Annotated in this window: 17 protein-coding genes; 4 read left to right on the forward strand and 13 right to left on the reverse strand. The window is 75.7% G+C overall.

All coding sequences use genetic code 11. The features are described from left to right. Nucleotides 1-450 precede the first annotated feature (450 nt). A complete protein-coding gene (locus QC029_RS03105) occupies nucleotides 451-714 on the reverse strand; it encodes a CDGSH iron-sulfur domain-containing protein (protein WP_279553761.1) in 264 nt (87 codons plus the stop codon). Next, complete coding sequence (locus QC029_RS03110; protein ID WP_279553762.1) at nucleotides 698-1363, reverse strand: HemK2/MTQ2 family protein methyltransferase; 666 nt, start codon at nucleotides 1361-1363, stop codon at nucleotides 698-700. The genes QC029_RS03105 and QC029_RS03110 overlap by 17 nt, the downstream gene beginning before the upstream one ends. A 115-nt stretch (nucleotides 1364-1478) precedes the next feature. On the opposite strand from QC029_RS03110, the gene QC029_RS03115 reads away from it, so the two are divergent. After that, the gene (locus tag QC029_RS03115; RefSeq protein ID WP_279553763.1) at nucleotides 1479-2660 is read left to right on the forward strand and encodes a zinc-dependent alcohol dehydrogenase; all 1182 of its coding nucleotides are present in this window, start codon (nucleotides 1479-1481) and stop codon (nucleotides 2658-2660) included. 51 nt (nucleotides 2661-2711) lie between these two features. On the opposite strand, the gene QC029_RS03120 is transcribed toward QC029_RS03115, so the two are convergent. Beyond that, nucleotides 2712-3008, reverse strand: a complete 297-nt coding sequence (locus QC029_RS03120) for a DUF6343 family protein (RefSeq protein ID WP_279553765.1) — start codon at nucleotides 3006-3008, stop codon at nucleotides 2712-2714. A 308-nt stretch (nucleotides 3009-3316) separates the two neighbouring features. Between QC029_RS03120 and ggt the strand changes: the two genes are divergently transcribed. Continuing rightward, nucleotides 3317-5110, forward strand: coding sequence for a gamma-glutamyltransferase (gene ggt, locus QC029_RS03125; RefSeq protein ID WP_279553956.1), 1794 nt, complete (start codon nucleotides 3317-3319; stop codon nucleotides 5108-5110). A gap of 115 nt (nucleotides 5111-5225) precedes the next feature. On the opposite strand, the gene mnhG is transcribed toward ggt, so the two are convergent. Genes mnhG through QC029_RS03165 form a run of 8 tightly spaced genes read right to left on the reverse strand, consistent with a single transcriptional unit; the run spans nucleotide 5226 to nucleotide 12303 of the window. After that, a complete protein-coding gene (gene mnhG, locus QC029_RS03130; RefSeq protein WP_279553766.1) occupies nucleotides 5226-5687 on the reverse strand; it encodes a monovalent cation/H(+) antiporter subunit G in 462 nt (153 codons plus the stop codon). Then, a complete protein-coding gene (locus QC029_RS03135; protein ID WP_279553768.1) occupies nucleotides 5684-5950 on the reverse strand; it encodes a monovalent cation/H+ antiporter complex subunit F in 267 nt (88 codons plus the stop codon). Before QC029_RS03135 ends, mnhG begins: the two co-directional genes overlap by 4 nt. After that, complete coding sequence (locus tag QC029_RS03140; RefSeq protein WP_279553769.1) at nucleotides 5947-6543, reverse strand: Na+/H+ antiporter subunit E; 597 nt, start codon at nucleotides 6541-6543, stop codon at nucleotides 5947-5949. The genes QC029_RS03135 and QC029_RS03140 overlap by 4 nt, the downstream gene beginning before the upstream one ends. Next, nucleotides 6540-8144, reverse strand: coding sequence for a Na+/H+ antiporter subunit D (locus QC029_RS03145; protein WP_279553770.1), 1605 nt, complete (start codon nucleotides 8142-8144; stop codon nucleotides 6540-6542). The genes QC029_RS03140 and QC029_RS03145 overlap by 4 nt, the downstream gene beginning before the upstream one ends. Beyond that, nucleotides 8141-8587 (reverse strand): Na(+)/H(+) antiporter subunit C, encoded by a 447-nt coding sequence (locus tag QC029_RS03150; RefSeq protein WP_279553771.1) that lies wholly within the window; start codon nucleotides 8585-8587, stop codon nucleotides 8141-8143. The genes QC029_RS03145 and QC029_RS03150 overlap by 4 nt, the downstream gene beginning before the upstream one ends. Next, complete coding sequence (locus tag QC029_RS03155; protein WP_279553772.1) at nucleotides 8584-11505, reverse strand: Na+/H+ antiporter subunit A; 2922 nt, start codon at nucleotides 11503-11505, stop codon at nucleotides 8584-8586. The genes QC029_RS03150 and QC029_RS03155 overlap by 4 nt, the downstream gene beginning before the upstream one ends. A gap of 28 nt (nucleotides 11506-11533) precedes the next feature. Beyond that, nucleotides 11534-11914 (reverse strand): DUF2180 family protein, encoded by a 381-nt coding sequence (locus QC029_RS03160; protein ID WP_279553774.1) that lies wholly within the window; start codon nucleotides 11912-11914, stop codon nucleotides 11534-11536. Then, complete coding sequence (locus QC029_RS03165) at nucleotides 11911-12303, reverse strand: hypothetical protein (RefSeq protein WP_279553776.1); 393 nt, start codon at nucleotides 12301-12303, stop codon at nucleotides 11911-11913. Before QC029_RS03165 ends, QC029_RS03160 begins: the two co-directional genes overlap by 4 nt. 197 nt (nucleotides 12304-12500) lie before the next feature. Here QC029_RS03165 and QC029_RS03170 point away from each other — a divergent pair, with 197 nt between their 5' ends. Beyond that, nucleotides 12501-13085, forward strand: coding sequence for a hemerythrin domain-containing protein (locus QC029_RS03170; RefSeq protein ID WP_279553778.1), 585 nt, complete (start codon nucleotides 12501-12503; stop codon nucleotides 13083-13085). Next, complete coding sequence (locus QC029_RS03175; protein WP_279553779.1) at nucleotides 13082-14242, forward strand: NAD-dependent epimerase/dehydratase family protein; 1161 nt, start codon at nucleotides 13082-13084, stop codon at nucleotides 14240-14242. Before QC029_RS03170 ends, QC029_RS03175 begins: the two co-directional genes overlap by 4 nt. Nucleotides 14243-14306: 64 nt before the next feature. Here QC029_RS03175 and QC029_RS03180 read toward each other — a convergent pair whose 3' ends face one another. Further along, nucleotides 14307-15248, reverse strand: coding sequence for a polysaccharide pyruvyl transferase family protein (locus QC029_RS03180; protein WP_279553780.1), 942 nt, complete (start codon nucleotides 15246-15248; stop codon nucleotides 14307-14309). A 14-nt stretch (nucleotides 15249-15262) separates the two neighbouring features. Then, nucleotides 15263-15490: a DUF6480 family protein gene (locus tag QC029_RS03185; RefSeq protein ID WP_279553782.1), complete on the reverse strand. Its 228-nt coding sequence runs from the start codon at nucleotides 15488-15490 to the stop codon at nucleotides 15263-15265. Nucleotides 15491-15542 lie beyond the last annotated feature (52 nt).

A 15542-nucleotide genomic window follows, 5' to 3' on the forward strand; every position in this document is an offset into this window, starting at 1 on the left:
CCCCTGCGGCGGTGCCGCAGGGGCCTCCAGGCGTCCGCGGCCCCTTGGGTACGGGCGCGGCTCGGGCACGGACGCGGCGGTCTGCGTACGGCGGTCTGCGTACGGCGGGCGGGAGGCGCCGGGCTGACCGGCGCCGACGGCCGGTGCGCGCCCGTGAGCCCGTGACCGGCCGCTGCCGCGCGAGGCGTCCCGCCGGGATCGCCGGATGGCCCTCCACCCCGGCGCGGGTACGGCCGCCCGGGCCGCCGCGCGACCGCCGGGCCCGAGGAGGCCCTCAGAGAGCCCTGAGGAAGCTCTGAGGAGGCCCTGAGGAGGCCCTGAGAAAGTCCCGGAAGACGGAGGGCCCGCGGGACCGGTCCCCGGCGGAGCGGCGTCCCCGCGCGTTCCCGCCCCTCCGGGCCGTCCGCCGGTTCCGCCCCGCCGCCGGGCGGGCGGCGTCCGGGCGCTCCGTCAGTCCCGCTCCGTCCCGCCGTCCGCGTCCGCCTCCGTCCCGGGCCGGGGACGGCGCTCCTTGCGGCGGTGGCTGGTGTCGCACCACGGGAAGCGGTGGCTGCGGCGGCAGGTGCACAGGGCCACCGTGAAGCGGTCCGAGCGGGCGGTACGGCCGTCGGGGAGGTCGACCTCCACCGGGCCCTCCACCAGCACCGGCCCCTCGGGGTCGATCACCACCCGCCGGGCGCTCCGCCCCTCGGCGGGTTCAGGGCCGGTCGGCACGGATCACCACCAGTTCCTCGGTGCGCTGCCCCGGGGCGATCAGGCCGCGCTCCTCCAGCCAGGCGGCGCGCTCGCGCAGCACCGGGCCGAACGGGATGATGGTGCGGGCCACCACGGAGGACTTCAGCCCCTCCTCGCGCAGCAGGCCCAGCGTCGTCTCGGTGCCGCACAGCGCGGAGTGGACCATCAGCAGGGTGCCGCCCGGCGCCAGCAGCGAGGGCGCGCAGGCGCACAGCCGGTCCAGCACCGCGCGGCCGTCCGGCCCGCCGTCCCAGCACATCGCCGCGCCCTTCCGGGGCAGTTCGCGCCGTGGGGAGGGCACGTACGGCGGATTGGTGAGGACCACGTCGAAGGGGCGGCCGTGCTCCGCCTCGGCCGCCGCGTCGGCGAGGTCGCCGCGCCGCACCGTCAGCGGCAGCCGGTGCAGCCACGCGTTGCAGCGGGCGGCGAGCACGGCCCGTGGCGAGGCGTCCAGCGCCACCGCCTCGGCCGCTCCCATCCGCAGGGCGGTCATGGCGAGCACTCCGGTGCCCGTGCAGAGGTCCAGGACGCGGGCGCCGGGGGCGAGCGCGGTGTCGTGCAGCGCCTGCCTCAGCAGCCAGGTGTCGTCCTGCGGCGCGTACACCCCGGGGGGCCTGAGCAGCAACATGAACACCGAATACCTCGTTTGCCGCTCCCCTAACGTCCTTCCCGCCGCCGCGGGGCGCCGACTAGCCGGCCCGTCCGGGGGTACCCGGGCGGTTCCCTACAGGAGGTGGACATCCATGAAGGCAGTGGTCTGGCACGGTCGGCGCGACGTACGGGTGGACGAGGTCCCCGACCCGGTGGTGCGCGAGCCGACGGACGCGGTGGTGCGGATCACGTCGTCCGGACTGTGCGGCTCGGACCTGCACCTGTACGACGTGCTCACCCCGTTCATGACGGAGGGCGACATCCTCGGGCACGAGCCGATGGGCATCGTGGAGGAGGTCGGTCCCGAGGTGCCGAACCTCTCCCCCGGCGACCGGGTGGTGATGCCGTTCCAGATCGCCTGCGGCACCTGCTTCATGTGCTCGCAGGACCTCCAGACCCAGTGCGAGACCACCCAGAACCGCCACTCCGGCACCGGCGGCTCGCTCTTCGGCTACACCAAGCTCTACGGCCGGGTGCCCGGCGGCCAGGCCCAGTACCTGCGGGTGCCGCAGGCGCACTACGGGCCGATCAAGGTGCCCGAGGGGCTGCCGGACGACCGCTTCCTCTACCTGTCGGACGTGCTGCCGACGGCCTGGCAGGCCGTGGCGTACGCGGACGCCCCCAAGGGCGGCACGCTGGCCGTGCTGGGGCTGGGCCCCATCGGCGACATGTGCTGCCGGGTCGCCCTGCACCTGGGCGTGGGGAAGGTCATCGGGGTCGACCTGGTGCCCGAGCGGCTGGAGCGGGCCCGGGCGCGCGGCGTGGACGTGCTGGACCTCACCGAGCACGACGACGTCGCCGACGTCATCCGCGACCGCACCGGCGGGCGCGGCGCCGACGCGGTGATCGACGCGGTGGGCATGGAGGCCCACGGCAGCGCGGTCGCCGGGATCGCGCAGAAGTCGACCGGGCTGCTGCCGAAGAAGATCGCCGAGAAGCTGATGACCACGGCGGGCGTGGACCGGCTGGCCGCCCTCCAGCTCGCCATCGACGCGGTGCGGCGCGGCGGCACCGTCTCGATCATCGGCGTCTACGGCGGGATGACCGACCCGCTGCCGATGATGACCCTGTTCGACAAGCAGATCCAGCTCCGCATGGGCCAGGCCAACGTCCGGCGCTGGATCCCGGAGATCATGCCGCTGCTGACGGACGAGGACGTGCTGGGCGTGGACGACTTCGCCACCCACCACGTGCCGCTGGAGAAGGCCCCGGAGGCGTACGAGATGTTCCAGAAGAAGGCCGACGGAGCGGTGAAGGTCGTCCTGCGGCCGTAGGGGCCCCGGCCCCTCCCCCGACGGGGCGGCGCGGGCCGGAAGACCGGACCCTCACGGCCCGCGCCGCCCTCCCCCGGCCCCCTCGCGCTCGCGCCTGCGGCGCATCAGGACGACGAACAGGTCGATCAGCCCCACCGCGGTCAGCACGGCGCAGATCCAGGCGACGGTGCGCAGCGAGTCCGCGCTGGGGCTGTCGCCCGGTCCCGAGTCCGCCGCCCAGAGGGCGAAGAACACCGTCCCGGCCAGGAAGACCGGGGTGTAGAGGACGGACAACAGCAACCGCAGGCCGAGCGGGCTGCGGGCCGTCACGGGTTCGGTACCGGTGCGCGACCGGCCGGGGATCCGCATGCGGGTGCACCTCCTTGTCGGGGATCGGGGTCGGAGTCGGGAATGAGATCGGGGATCGGAGTCGGGTCGGGCCCGGGTACCCTCCGGTGCTCGCCGCCATGCCGCCGCCGCACCTCAGCCGCACCCGGTCGGCGCGCCCCTGTTGCCGTGGACTCCCGCCTGCTGACAGGGTTTCCGGGGTCTGAGCGTCCCCGGGAGACCACGGAGGCTCCATGCCCGTCCGACACCCCCGTCCCACCCGCTCCCCCCGCCGCCGCACCGGCGCCCCCGCCGCGGCGCTGCTCCCGTCGCTGGTGCTGGCGCTGCTGATGCCCCTGCTGTCGCCGCCCGCCGCCGCGGCGCCCGCCGCCGACACCGGCCGCGAGCCGCCCGCGAAGCGGCCCGTGGCGACCGGTCACGGGGGCGCGGTGGCGAGCGTCGACCCGTACGCGTCCCGCGCCGGTCTGGAGGTGCTGCGCGCGGGGGGCAACGCGGTGGACGCCGCCGTGGCCACCGCGGCGGCGCTCGGTGTCGTCGAGCCCTACTCCGCGGGCGTCGGCGGCGGCGGCTACCTCGTCCACTACGACGCGCGCACCGGCCGCGTCCACACCGTCGACGGCCGGGAGACCGCGCCGGCCGCCATGCGGCCGGACTCCTTCCTCGACCCGGCCACCGGCGAGCCGATCCCCTTCGACGAGGCGGTCAACTCCGGCCTGTCGGTGGGCGTTCCCGGCACACCCGCGACCTGGGAGGAGGCCCTGGACCGCTGGGGCACCGTCTCCCTGGCGAAGGCGCTGCGGCCCGCCGTCCGCCTCGCCGAGCGCGGCTTCACCGTCGACGAGGAGTTCCGCGCGCAGACGGCGCAGAACGAGGACCGCTTCCGCGACTTCACCTCCACCGCCGAGCTGTTCCTGCCCGGCGGCGAGCTGCCGGAGATGGGCTCGCGGTTCCGCAACCCCGGACTCGCCGCCACCTACCGGCTGCTGGCCCGCGAGGGCACGGACGCCCTCTACGGGGGGCGGCTCGGGCGCGAGATCGCCGACACCGTCCGCAGGCCGCCCGTGGCGCCGGACGCCGACCGCAGGGTGCGGCCGGGCCTGATGACCCCCGGCGACCTCGCGCGGTACCGCGTGCTGCACCAGCGGCCGACGAAGGTGGACTACCGGGGCGTGGAGGTGTACTCCATGGCCCCGTCCTCCTCCGGGGGCACCACCGCCGGTGAGGCGCTGAACATCCTGGAGGGCTTCGACCTGGCCGGGATGGACCGCGCCCAGGCGCTCCACCACTACCTGGAGGCGAGCCGCATCGCCTACGCCGACCGCAACCGCTGGGTGGGCGACCCGGCGTTCTCCGACGTGCCCACCGAGGAGCTGCTGTCGGAGCGCTTCGCCAAGGAACGCGCCTGCCTGATCGACCCGGGCAGGGCCCTGACCAGCCCGCTGGCGCCCGCCGATCCGCGTGACCCGGACTCGTGGGACTGCGCCGCGGGCCGGGGCGGCGACGAGGGGCACGAGGGCCCGTCCACCACGCACCTGGTCACCGCGGACCGCTGGGGCAACGTGGTGTCGTACACGCTCACCATCGAGCAGACCGGCGGCTCGGCGATCACCGTGCCCGGCCGGGGCTTCCTGCTCAACAACGAGCTGACGGACTTCGACTTCACCCCCCTGTCGGAGGAGGTGGCCGGTCCCAACCTGCCCGGTCCGGGCAAGCGGCCGCGCAGCAGCATGTCGCCGACGATCGTGCTGGAGGACGGCCGTCCGCTGCTCGCGCTGGGCTCGCCGGGCGGCTCCACCATCATCACCACCGTGCTCCAGACCCTGGTGAACCGGCTCGACCTGGGCATGACGCTGCCCGAGGCGGTCGCCGCGCCGCGGCTGTCGCAGCGCAACACCGCGGCGACGCTGGCGGAGCCGGCGTTCCTGGAGTCCGCTCCGGAGCGGGCGCCGCTGGAGCGGCTGGGCCACCGGTTCACGCCTCCGCCGCCGGCGTTCACCCCGTCGCCGGAGATCGGCGCGGTCGCCGCGCTGGAGGTCCTCGGCGACGGGCGGGTACGGGCCGTCGCCGAGCCGGAGCGGCGCGGCGGGGGCTCGGCGATGGTGCTGCGCCCCTCCCGCCGGTAGGGAGGGGCGCGGGGGCCGGGGCCGGGGCCGGGGCCGTGTCGGACAGGTGTCAGACCCCTGTCAGACGGGTGTCAGATCCCTGCCAGACCCGCGTCAGACGCGTGTCGGACCCGCGTCAGGGCTCGCGGCCCCGGCCGTCCCCGGCCCCGCCCTCCGGCCCCTCCGCGCCCCCGCCCCGGACGTCCTCCGTCCTCCCGATGTCGTTCGGCTCCGCGGCGACCTCCGGGTCCGGGGGCGCGATCCGTCCGGCCAGCTCGTCCACCACCAGGGTGTTCCGGTCCACCGCGCCGGTGCGGTAGGCGACCCGGCCGACGACCTGCCCGGTGACGGGCGCGGTGAACAGCTGGAAGAGGGCGATGAGCAGCAGCAGCCCGGCATAGGGCAGCGGCACCCGCAGGGCCGCGCCCAGCAGGGACAGCAGCACGCCCAGGGTCTGGGCCTTGGAGGAGGCGTGGAGCCGGGTGGCGGTGTCCGGGAAGCGCAGCAGCCCCAGCGCCCCCAGCAGGCAGAAGAGGGCGCCGGTCAGCAGCAGCACGGCCGAGGCGCCGGACAGCGCCGCCTCCGGTACCCCGCTCACCGCAGTTCCTCCCGCTCCTCGATGAGCCGCGCCGCCGTCATCGCGCCGATGAAGCCCAGCAGCGCCAGCACGATCAGCACGGGCACGAACGTGGTGTACTCCCACACGGCGATGGCCACGCACACCCCGGCGACCAGCAGCGTCACCAGGACCTCCACCGCCACGATCCGGTCCAGGGAGCGCGGACCGCGCACCAGCCTGACCACCACCATCACCGCCGCGGCCGAGAGCAGGGCCAGCGCGACGACCGCGACCGCGTTCACCGCCGTCCCCCCTCCGCCCGCCCGTCCCTCCGCGACAGGCGCTCGCGCGCCTCGGCGGTGCCCAGGGCCCGCACCACGCGGCGTTCGTCCCCGGCGGTCTCCGCGCGCCGCGCCAGGACCTGCGACGGGTCGTGCACGGGCAGCGCGTGGACGTACAGCCTGCGCCGCTCCCGGTCGATCTCGAGCACCATCGTGCCCGGCGTCAGCGTGACCAGGTGGGAGGTGGCGGTGATCAGCAGGTCGGTGTCCGCCTCCAGTTGCACCTCCAGCACCGCCGCCCTCGCCCGCGGCCCGCGCAGCACCGCCTCCCGGGCCACCACGACGGCCGAGCGGACCAGGTCCACCAGGACGTGCGCGGCCATGGCGGCCAGTGCCGCGGGGTGGATCGACGCCCGGTGGCTGATCGGCGGCAGCGGGAAGAGGAGGACCACCAGCACCGCCACGGCCGCGCCGCAGACCAGCACGACGGGGCTCACCGAGCCCCACAGCCCGATCCACAGCAGCCACAGCCAGGCCGCCACCGGCCAGCGTCCCCGCCACCGGTTCCCGGGCGGGGCCGGGGCACCGGTGGCGGTGTCGTCCGTCGGGGTCATCGGTGCTCCCGTTCCTCGGTGTCCTGGGGGTCCCGGGTGTCCTCGGTGTCCCGGGTGTCCCGGGCGTCCTCCGCCTCGTGGACACCCCCGGGGAGTTCGGCGTGCCGTCCGAGCACGGCCTCCAGATACGCGTCGCGCTCCAGCAGGTCCGCCGCGGCGCGTTCGCTGACCCGGGCCACCGGCCCGGCGCCCAGCGCCACCGCCACGCCGATCAGCACGGTGCCGACGGTGGCGCCGAGCATCAGCCGCGCCCCGCCGCCGCGGAGCCGCGCCGGGGACGGGCTCCCGGAGCCGGTGGCGAACGCCGCGCGCCACACCTTGGCCATCACGTACAGGGTCAGCAGGCTGGTGAGCAGCGCCGCGGCCAGCAGGGCGAGGACGGCCGCGCCGCCCCGTTCCACCCCGGCCTGGAGCAGGACGAGCTTGCCGACGAAGCCGGACAGCGGCGGGATCCCGGCCAGGCTCAGTCCCGACACCAGGAACAGCGCCGCCAGGACGCCCGGCGGCGGGGTCGCGCGGGCCAGTCTGTTCAGGGACGCGGTGCCGCTCCAGCCGGCCACCAGGCCGGCGATCAGGAACAGCGCGGCCTGGACGGCGATGTGGTGCATGGCGTACAGAACGGTTCCGGTCAGTCCCGTGACGGAGTACAGGGACAGGCCGAAGAGCATGTAGCCGATGTGGCTGACCAGCACGAAGGACAGCAGCCGGTTGAGGTCCTGCTGGGCGATGGCGCCCAGGGCGCCCACCAGCAGGGTGACCCCCGCCGCGACCAGCAGCGGCGTCCACGGCTCGGTGCGCGGGAAGAGCAGGGTCTGGGTGCGGACCATCGCGTACAGGCCGACCTTGGTCAGCAGCGCGGCCAGTACGGCGGTGATGGGGGCCGGGGCGGTGGGATAGCTGTCCGGCAGCCAGAAGTGCAGCGGCACCACGGCCGCCTTGATGCCGAACACGATCAGCAGCAGCAGGCTGAAGACGGTCCGCAGCCCCTCGGGGAGGCCGGGGATCCTCTCGCCGAGGTCGGCCAGGTTGACCGTGCCGGTGGCCGCGTAGACCACTCCGATGGCGGTGAGGAAGAGCAGCGACGACAGCAGGCTGGTGATGGTGTACGTCATCCCGGCCCGGATGCGGCCCTCGTCGGCGTTCAGGTTGATCAGCACGTAGGAGGCGGCGAGCATCAGCTCGAAGGCGACGAACAGGTTGAACAGGTCTCCGGCCAGGAAGGCCAGGGAGACCCCGGCCGCCAGCAGGAGGTAGGCGGGGTGGAAGGGCGCGTGGACCGGGTCGCCGCCCTCGGCCGTGCCCTGCCCGATGGCGAAGACCAGCACCGCCAGCGCCACCGCCAGCGCGACCGTCAGCAGCAGTGCCGAGAGCCGGTCGGCCACCAGGGCGACGCCCGCCGGGGCCGGCCAGCCCCCGACGTCGAGCACCAGCGGACCGCGCCGGTCGCTGAGCACCAGCAGGACCACGGCGTCCACCAGTGCCACCAGCAGCCCGCCGGTGCCCAGCAGCCGCTGCGCGCCGGGGCTGCGCCACACGGCCAGGGAGAGACCCGCCACCAGTACGGGCAGCAGGACGGGCGCGATCAGCAGCCAGTCGGTCACCGTTCCTCCCCCTTCTCCGGTCCGGGTCCCGGCGTGTCCACCGCGCTCCCGGCCGCCTCCGCGTCACCGGGGCGCCTGGGGTGCTCGCTCTCGCCCAGCCTGCGGTCCTCCACGTCGTCGCGGACCTCGTCGTGGCCGAGCAGCAGCCAGCTCCGGTAGACCAGGGCGAGCAGCAGGACGCTGATGCCGAAGGTGATGACGATCGCGGTCAGGGCCATGGCCTGCGGCAGGGGGTCGGCGAACGAGGCGGTGTCCCGTCCGTGCCCGGTGACCGGTGGTTCGCCCGGCGGCCCCGCGGCCAGCAGGATCAGCAGGTTGGTGCTGTGCCCGAGCACGAGGAAGCCGAACAGCAGGCGCATCAGGGAGCGTTGCAGCAGCAGGTGGAAGCCGACGGCGAACAGCCCGCCCACCACCACGGCCGACGTCAGGTCGAGTGTCGTCATCGGTCGCGGCTCCCGGGGGCGTCGGACGGTGCGGGCCGTTCGGGCTGCCCGGGTTCGTTGTCGGGCTGCCACGGGGCCTCCTCGACGGGCACCTGGGCGGGCCCCACGGCCGCCAGCAGCTTCAGGCACACCCCGACGACCAGCAGGTAGACCCCCGTGTCGAAGAACACGCTGGTGGTCAGCTCCACGTGGCCGAACACCGGCAGCGTCCCGCTCGGCAGCGCGGTGGCCAGCGGCTCGCCGCCGAAGGCGACGGGCGCCAGCCCCGCGGTCGCCGCCAGGGCCAGCCCCGCGCCCGCGACGACGCGGGGGTCCACCCGTCCGGCGAACGCGATGTCGATCCGGCCGCCCACCAGGTAGCGCAGTGTGAAGGCCTGCCCGGCCACCAGTCCCCCGGCGAAGCCGCCGCCGGGCCGCAGGTGGCCGGAGTAGAGCAGGTAGACCGAGAGCACCAGGATCGACGGGAACAGCAGCCGGGTGACGACCTCCAGCAGGATCGAGCGGTCGTGGGCGGGCATCGCCGACGCCTCCGGCAGCCACCGGTCCTGCGGTACGCCCCAGCGGGCGGTGACCGGGTGCCGGTCCGCGGACGGGGGCCGGGACCGGATGGTGCCCGCGGCCCCGCGCCGGCCCGCCGGGAGCAGGATCAGGGCGCCCACGCCGACGGCCGTCACCAGCAGCACGGCGATCTCGCCGAGGGTGTCCATGGCGCGGAAGTCCACGATGATCGCGTTGACGACGTTGTGGGAGCCGGCCTCCTCGACGTGGTCGGTGTAGTAGGCGGACACCGCCGGGTCCCGGCGGGCCGCGGAGGCGGCCATGGCCAGCAGCCCGACGAGCACGCCGCCGGCCGCGGACAGCGCCAGGCGCAGCCGGCGCGTGCGGGGCCGCGCGCGCTGGGGGCCGAAGTGGGCCGGGAGCCCGCGCAGCACCAGCACGATGATGACCAGCGTCAGCGTCTCGACCAGGATCTGGGCCAGCGCCAGGTCCGGCGCCCCCTGCACCAGGAAGAACCCCGCGACCCCGTAGCCGACCGCCCCGGCCAGCAGGGCCGCCGACAGCCGGCGCCGTACGCGCGCCAGGACGGCCGCCGCGGTCAGCACCACCACGCCCAGCGGCACCTGGAGGGCCGAGGCCCACAGCGGCGGGGCCGGCAGCGGGGCGTCCCGCAGCAGCAGGGCCGTGCCGGGCACCACCAGCACGGTGGCCAGCAGCACGGTGAGGTAGACCGGGAGGGAGCCGACCTGGGTGTGCCGGGTGAACCCCAGCGCGGCCCGGTCCAGGCCCCGGTTGAGCCGCCGGTAGCCCTCCTGCGCGTCGGGGGCGCGGGGCGACCGGTCGCGGACGGCGGCCAGGACGGGGCGCAGGCGGTGCAGCAGGAGACCGACGGCCAGCGCGGCGGCGGAGAGCGCGAGGGCCGGGGTGAGCCCGTGCCAGAGCGCGAGGTGGTACGGCTCCTCCCCCCGCGGCGGCAACAGGTCGGCGTAGGGCTCGGTGAGGGCCTCGGTGCCCGGGTACCCCACGCCCAGCGCCAGGGTGGCGGCCACCAGGACGGTGACGGGCCCCGCCATGCCGAGCGCCTGGTCGCCGGGGTCCTTCTGCGCGGTCGGCTCGGCGCCGGGCCTGTCGCCGAAGGCGCCCCACACGAACCGGGCGGAGTAGGTGACCGTCAGCGCCGAGCCGGCCACGAGGGCGGTCAGGATCCACTCCTCGCCCGTTCCCGTGCCGTGCCGGGCCGCGGCCCAGAAGGCGTCGAGGTACGCCTCGTGGCCCAGGTAGCCCGCCAGCGGGGGCAGCCCGGCCATGGAGGCGGCGGCGAGCACGGCCAGCACCAGCAGGACCTTTCTGCGGCGGCCCAGACCGGACAGCCGGCCGATGTCGCGGGTGCCGGTGTGGTGCTCCACCAGGCCGGTGATCAGGAACAGCGACGCCTTGAAGGTGGCGTGGGCCAGCAGCATCGCCTCGCCGGCGAGCGCGGCGTTGCGGGTGCCGTAGCCGAACAGCGCGATGAGCAGGCCCAGTTCGCTGATGGTGCCGTACGCCAGGACCCGCTTGAGGTCGCTCTCCCACAGCGCCCGCCAGGCGCCGACGACCAGCGAGACCAGGCCGACGGTCAGGACGAGGGGCCGCCAGGGGGCGGCGTCCGCGAAGCCGGGGGCCAGCCGGGCCGTGAGGTAGACGCCGGCCTTGACCATGGCGGCGGCGTGCAGGTAGGCGCTCACCGTGGTCGGGGCGATCATCGCGGCGGGCAGCCAGCCGTGCAGGGGCACCTGCGCCGACTTGGTGAAGACGCCGACCAGGACGAGCACCAGCGCGGCGGGTGCGTACCCCCCGCTCGGCGGGTCGGCGACCAGCTCCGAGACCCGGTAGGTGCCGGCCGCCTCGCCCAGCATCACGAAGCCGAGCAGCATCGCCAGGCCGCCGCCGGTGGTGACGACCAGCGCCTGCTGGGCCGCCTCGCGGTGCTCCCGGCTCTTCCCGCGGCCCGCGATGAGCAGGAACGACACGACGGTGGTCAGTTCCCAGAAGACGTACAGGACCAGCAGGTTGTCGGCGGTGACCAGGCCGAGCATGACCCCGGCGAAGACGAGCAGCAGCGCGGACTCGCGGCCGTGCCCCTCGGAGGTGTAGCGGGCGCCGTAGACGAGGACGGCCGCTCCGACGCCGCTGACGACGCACACCATCAGCAGCGAGAGCGCGTCCAGCCGCAGGACGACCTCCAGGCCCAGCGAGGGGGCCCATGCGAAGCGCTCGACGGGCGTGTCGCCGTCCAGGACGGCGGGGGCGAGCGCCGCGGCCCAGGCCAGTACGGCCAGCGGCACCAGCGCGGCGATCCACCACACGGCCCGGCCGGCGCGCGGCGCGAGGGCGGGGAGGACGGCGGCCACGGCGGCGTGGGCGGCGATCAGAACCAGCACGGGCACTCCTGGATGGACCACGCATAAGCTAACAGAGCGTAGGTAAATGAACGCATATCAGGCGTTCGTACGCCCGGCTGCGGCGCGGTCGCGCCGGAGGCCGCGGTGATCGCGGCGGCTGTGGTGGCTGCGGTGGTCGTGGTGGCTGTAGCGGCCGTGGCGGTCCCGGCGGCCGTCGGAGGGCGGCCGGTTCCTCCCGGGGCGCCGGGACGCCCGCGGCCCGCGCGCACACCTCGCACAGCCCGCGGCGGGCCTCCGGCCCCTGGGTGACCTGGCCCATCCCCCGCGGCTCGGTGACCAGCCGCGACTCGATCCGCAGGTGTTCGGGGCACAGGCCCACGTGGCAGCGCGAGCACACCGCGACGGCGGTGGTGGCGCGGTCCCGGGACAGGCACTCGTAGCAGTTCATGGCCTCGGTCCGTTCTCGTCCAGTGCACGGCCGCGCAGCCCCAGCGAATCCTCCAGCTCACGGATGCGCGCGTCGAGCCGCTCGGCACGGGCGGCGCGTTCGCACGGGGCGAGCGGGGGCCTCTCCATGATCACCAGGGCGGCGCAGCGGTAGAAGAAGTACGCCGGCACGACGACCGGCCAGGCCATGCCGTACAGGAACGCCGTCAGCGCGGTGGCCGACCGGCCCTGCTGCCGGAAGCGTTCGACCGGGTCCTCGTCGGCGTGCCAGTCGTGCTCCAGTTCGATGACGCGGGTCCGCTCGATGCCGTACGCCACGCGGGCGGTCACCAGAGCGGCCGTCGGATAGCCCAGCAGACAGAGTGATAACGCCAGGAGGCTGACCAGCATGCCGAATTCCTCCCTCCTTCCGCACGTCGCGCAGTACCCGCCGGATGCCGGTGGAAACACCCCTTGTGCGGTGGTTTCGGGCTTCCGGGACGTGCGGAGAACCGTTTCCCCACCGGCCGCGCGGGTACCCCGCGCTGCGCCCGCCCACCGCGCGGGACCGGGGGGCGCGACGCCGCAGCACGTGTGAGGAGAGCGAGATGGGTGAACGGGACGCATCGCCCGGCGCCGTGGCCGAGGAGGACGTGGTGGCCCTCCTGATGCGGCAGCACGACGAGATCCGGGACCTGCTCGACGCCGTGGAGACCACCGCGGGCGACGACCGCCGCGAGGCGTTCCGGCGGCTGGTACGGCTGCTGGCCGTGCACGAGACCGCCGAGGAGGAGGTCGTCCACCCCTACGCGCGCGGAGCCGTCGAGGACGGCGAGGAGATCGTCGGCCTGCGCCTGGAGGAGGAGCGGCGGGCCAAGGAGGCGCTGCTGCGGCTGGAGCGGATGGACTGCGCGGGCCCCGGCCAGGCGGACTTCCTGCGGGAGTTCGCGGCGCTGCGCGAGGAGGTCGAGCAGCACGCCCGCGCCGAGGAGCGGCACGAGTTCCCGCGGCTGGAGGCCGAGAGCGACCCCGAGCGGCGCAGGGCGATGGCCCGGGCCGTCCGGGCCGCGGAGGCGGTGGCGCCCACGCGGCCGCACCCGGGGGTGGAGTCGGGGGCGGAGAACACGGCGGTGGGCCCGTTCGCCGCCGTGGTGGACCGCGCCCGGGACGCCATCCGCCGGGAGGGGCGGTGAGCGGCGCGCCCGCCGGGGGCACGGGGGGTGGACTGCGCGTGGTCGTCCTGGGCGCGACCGGCAACGTGGGCACCTCGGTGGTACGGGCGCTGGGCGGCGACCCGCACGTCGCCTCGGTGCTCGGCATGGCCCGCCGCGTCCCGCCGTGGACACCGCCGAAGACCGAGTGGGCGAGCGTGGACGTCGGGGCCGGCGGCACGGGCGGTCCGGCCGGCTCGGACGGGGAGGGGAGCGGCGGCGAGGACCCGGCCGGGCGGGCCGCCGAGGAGCGGCTGACCGACCTGTTCCGGGGCGTCGACGCCGTGGTCCACCTCGCCTGGCTGATGCAGCCCACGCACGCCCCGCTGGTCACCTGGCGCACCAATGTGCTGGGCACCGCCCGGGTGCTGCGCGCGGTGGCGGCGGCCGAGGTTCCGGCGCTGGTGTACGCGTCCTCGGTGGGCGCCTACTCCCCCGGTCCCGCGCACCGCGCGGTGGACGAGTCGTGGCCGACCCACGGCGGCCGGCCGGACGCCGCGTACTGCCGGGAGAAGGCGTACGTGGAGCGGCTGCTGGACGGCTTCGAGCACGACCACCCCGAGGTGAGGGTGGTGCGGATGCGGCCCGGCTTCCTCTTCAAGCGGGAGTCCGCGAGCGAGCAGCGGAGGCTGTTCGCGGGCCCGTTCCTGCCGCAGCGGCTGGTCCGGCCCGGTGTGGTGCCCGTCGTACCGGACCTGCCGGGGCTGCGGTTCCAGGCGCTGCACACCGACGACGCCGCCGAGGCGTACCGGCTCGCGGTCGTCGAACCGGTGCACGGCGCCTTCAACCTGACCGCCGATCCGGTGGTGGACGCCTCCGTGCTGGCCGATCTGCTCGGCGCCCGCGTGGTGCGGCTGCCGCTGGGACCGGTGCGGGCGGCGGTGGGCGCCGCGTGGCGGCTGCGGCTGGTGCCCTCCCCGCCGGAACTGCTGGACGCGTTCCTGCGGCTGCCGGTGATGGACCGCGGCCGGGCCGAGCGGGAGCTGGGCTGGGAGCCGCGGCGGTCGTCGCGGGAGGCGCTGCGGGAGCTGATGCGCGGGATGCGCGAGGTCGCGGGCGCGCCCACCGCGCCCCTGTCGCCCGTCTCGGACGGCGGGCGCCTGCACGAGATCGCCACCGGGGTGGGCGGGCGGCCCTGACCGGGCCGGCCCGTCCGCCTCGGGCGCCCTCGGTCGCGCGCCGCACGGGACCCACCGCACGGGCTCAGGATGGCCCTACGCCCCGCCGCGCGGGCTCCGGGGCCGGCCGCAGGATCTCCACCAGGTCCTCCGCCGGCGCGCCGCCGGAACCGGACCGGAAGGCGCGCTGCCGGCGCCGGGCCGCCGCCCGGCCCGCGAGCAGGCACCAGCGCCACCAGCGGTCCAGCTCCCCCTCCGTGAGCCGCTCGGCCGGCACCAGGGCGGGCCACCGGTGCACGCGCGCCTGGGCGGTGACCTTCGCGCCGCCCTCCACCGGGTCGACGGCCAGGGCCGGGACCCCGGCGCGCAGGGCGAGCACCAGGCCGTGCAGCCGGTCGGTGACCACGACGTCGAGCCGGGCGAGGACGGACTGGAGCTGGGCCGGGGTCCGGCACAGCCGCCAGTCGCCCGGGGCCAGCCGGGTGTCCAGCTCCACCCGCGCGCAGTCGGTCCGCGCCAGCCACCCGGTCACCCGTTCGGCGACCTCCTCGTGGCGGCGGCGCCCTCCGTACTCCCCCTGCCCGTGGGTGAGGACCACGCCGGCCACCGGGGTGACGGGCCGGCCGGGCGCGGCGGCGGCCAGGTCGGCGGTGGGCCGCACCCCGTCGGCGTCGCGCGGCAGCACGTGGTGGAAGCCGCGCACGGCGGGGTCGCCCGGGTCGATGACCGACACGCCCACGGCGACGCGCACGCAGTCCGCGTAGCGCTCGTGGAGCCGCGCGACCTGGGGCCCGTGCAGCGGTCCGCAGACGAAGACCACATGGGTGTACCGGGCCGGGTCCGCGTCCTCCAGGCGCAGTGCGTCCGGCCGGAAGCCGGGACTCCAGGCGGTGTCGTGGGGGATGCCCGAGCGGCCCAGGACCTCCCGGACGCGTTCCAGCGCCAGGACGTCGCCGGCCGTGACCTCGCCGTGCAGGAAGGTGAACCAGCCCGTGAGCAGCGTTCTGGGTGTTTTCCGCGCTGCCATCCGGGGACTCGGCGTCACAGCGCCACTGCGTAGGCGATGAAGAACCCGGCGACCAGGACCGCCAGGACCAGCAGCAGGGTCAGCGGCACCGGTCCCCAGCCGCTCGGGGTGTTGGCGTTCTGGTCCGGGGCGCCCGCGGGGGTGCTGCTCTCGCCGGGCGGCGTCTCTCCCGGCGGCACCTCACCGCCGGGCTCGAGGCCGGGTGACCGCCTGGGGTCCGGATCCGGATGCGTTTCGCTCATGGTCTCCGAGTGCGCAGCCGACCGCCCCCTTACACCAGCATCAGCGAACAAA

It is taken from the genome of Streptomyces sp. DH37, assembly GCF_029813835.1.
Taxonomy (GTDB): Bacteria; Actinomycetota; Actinomycetes; order Streptomycetales; family Streptomycetaceae; genus Streptomyces.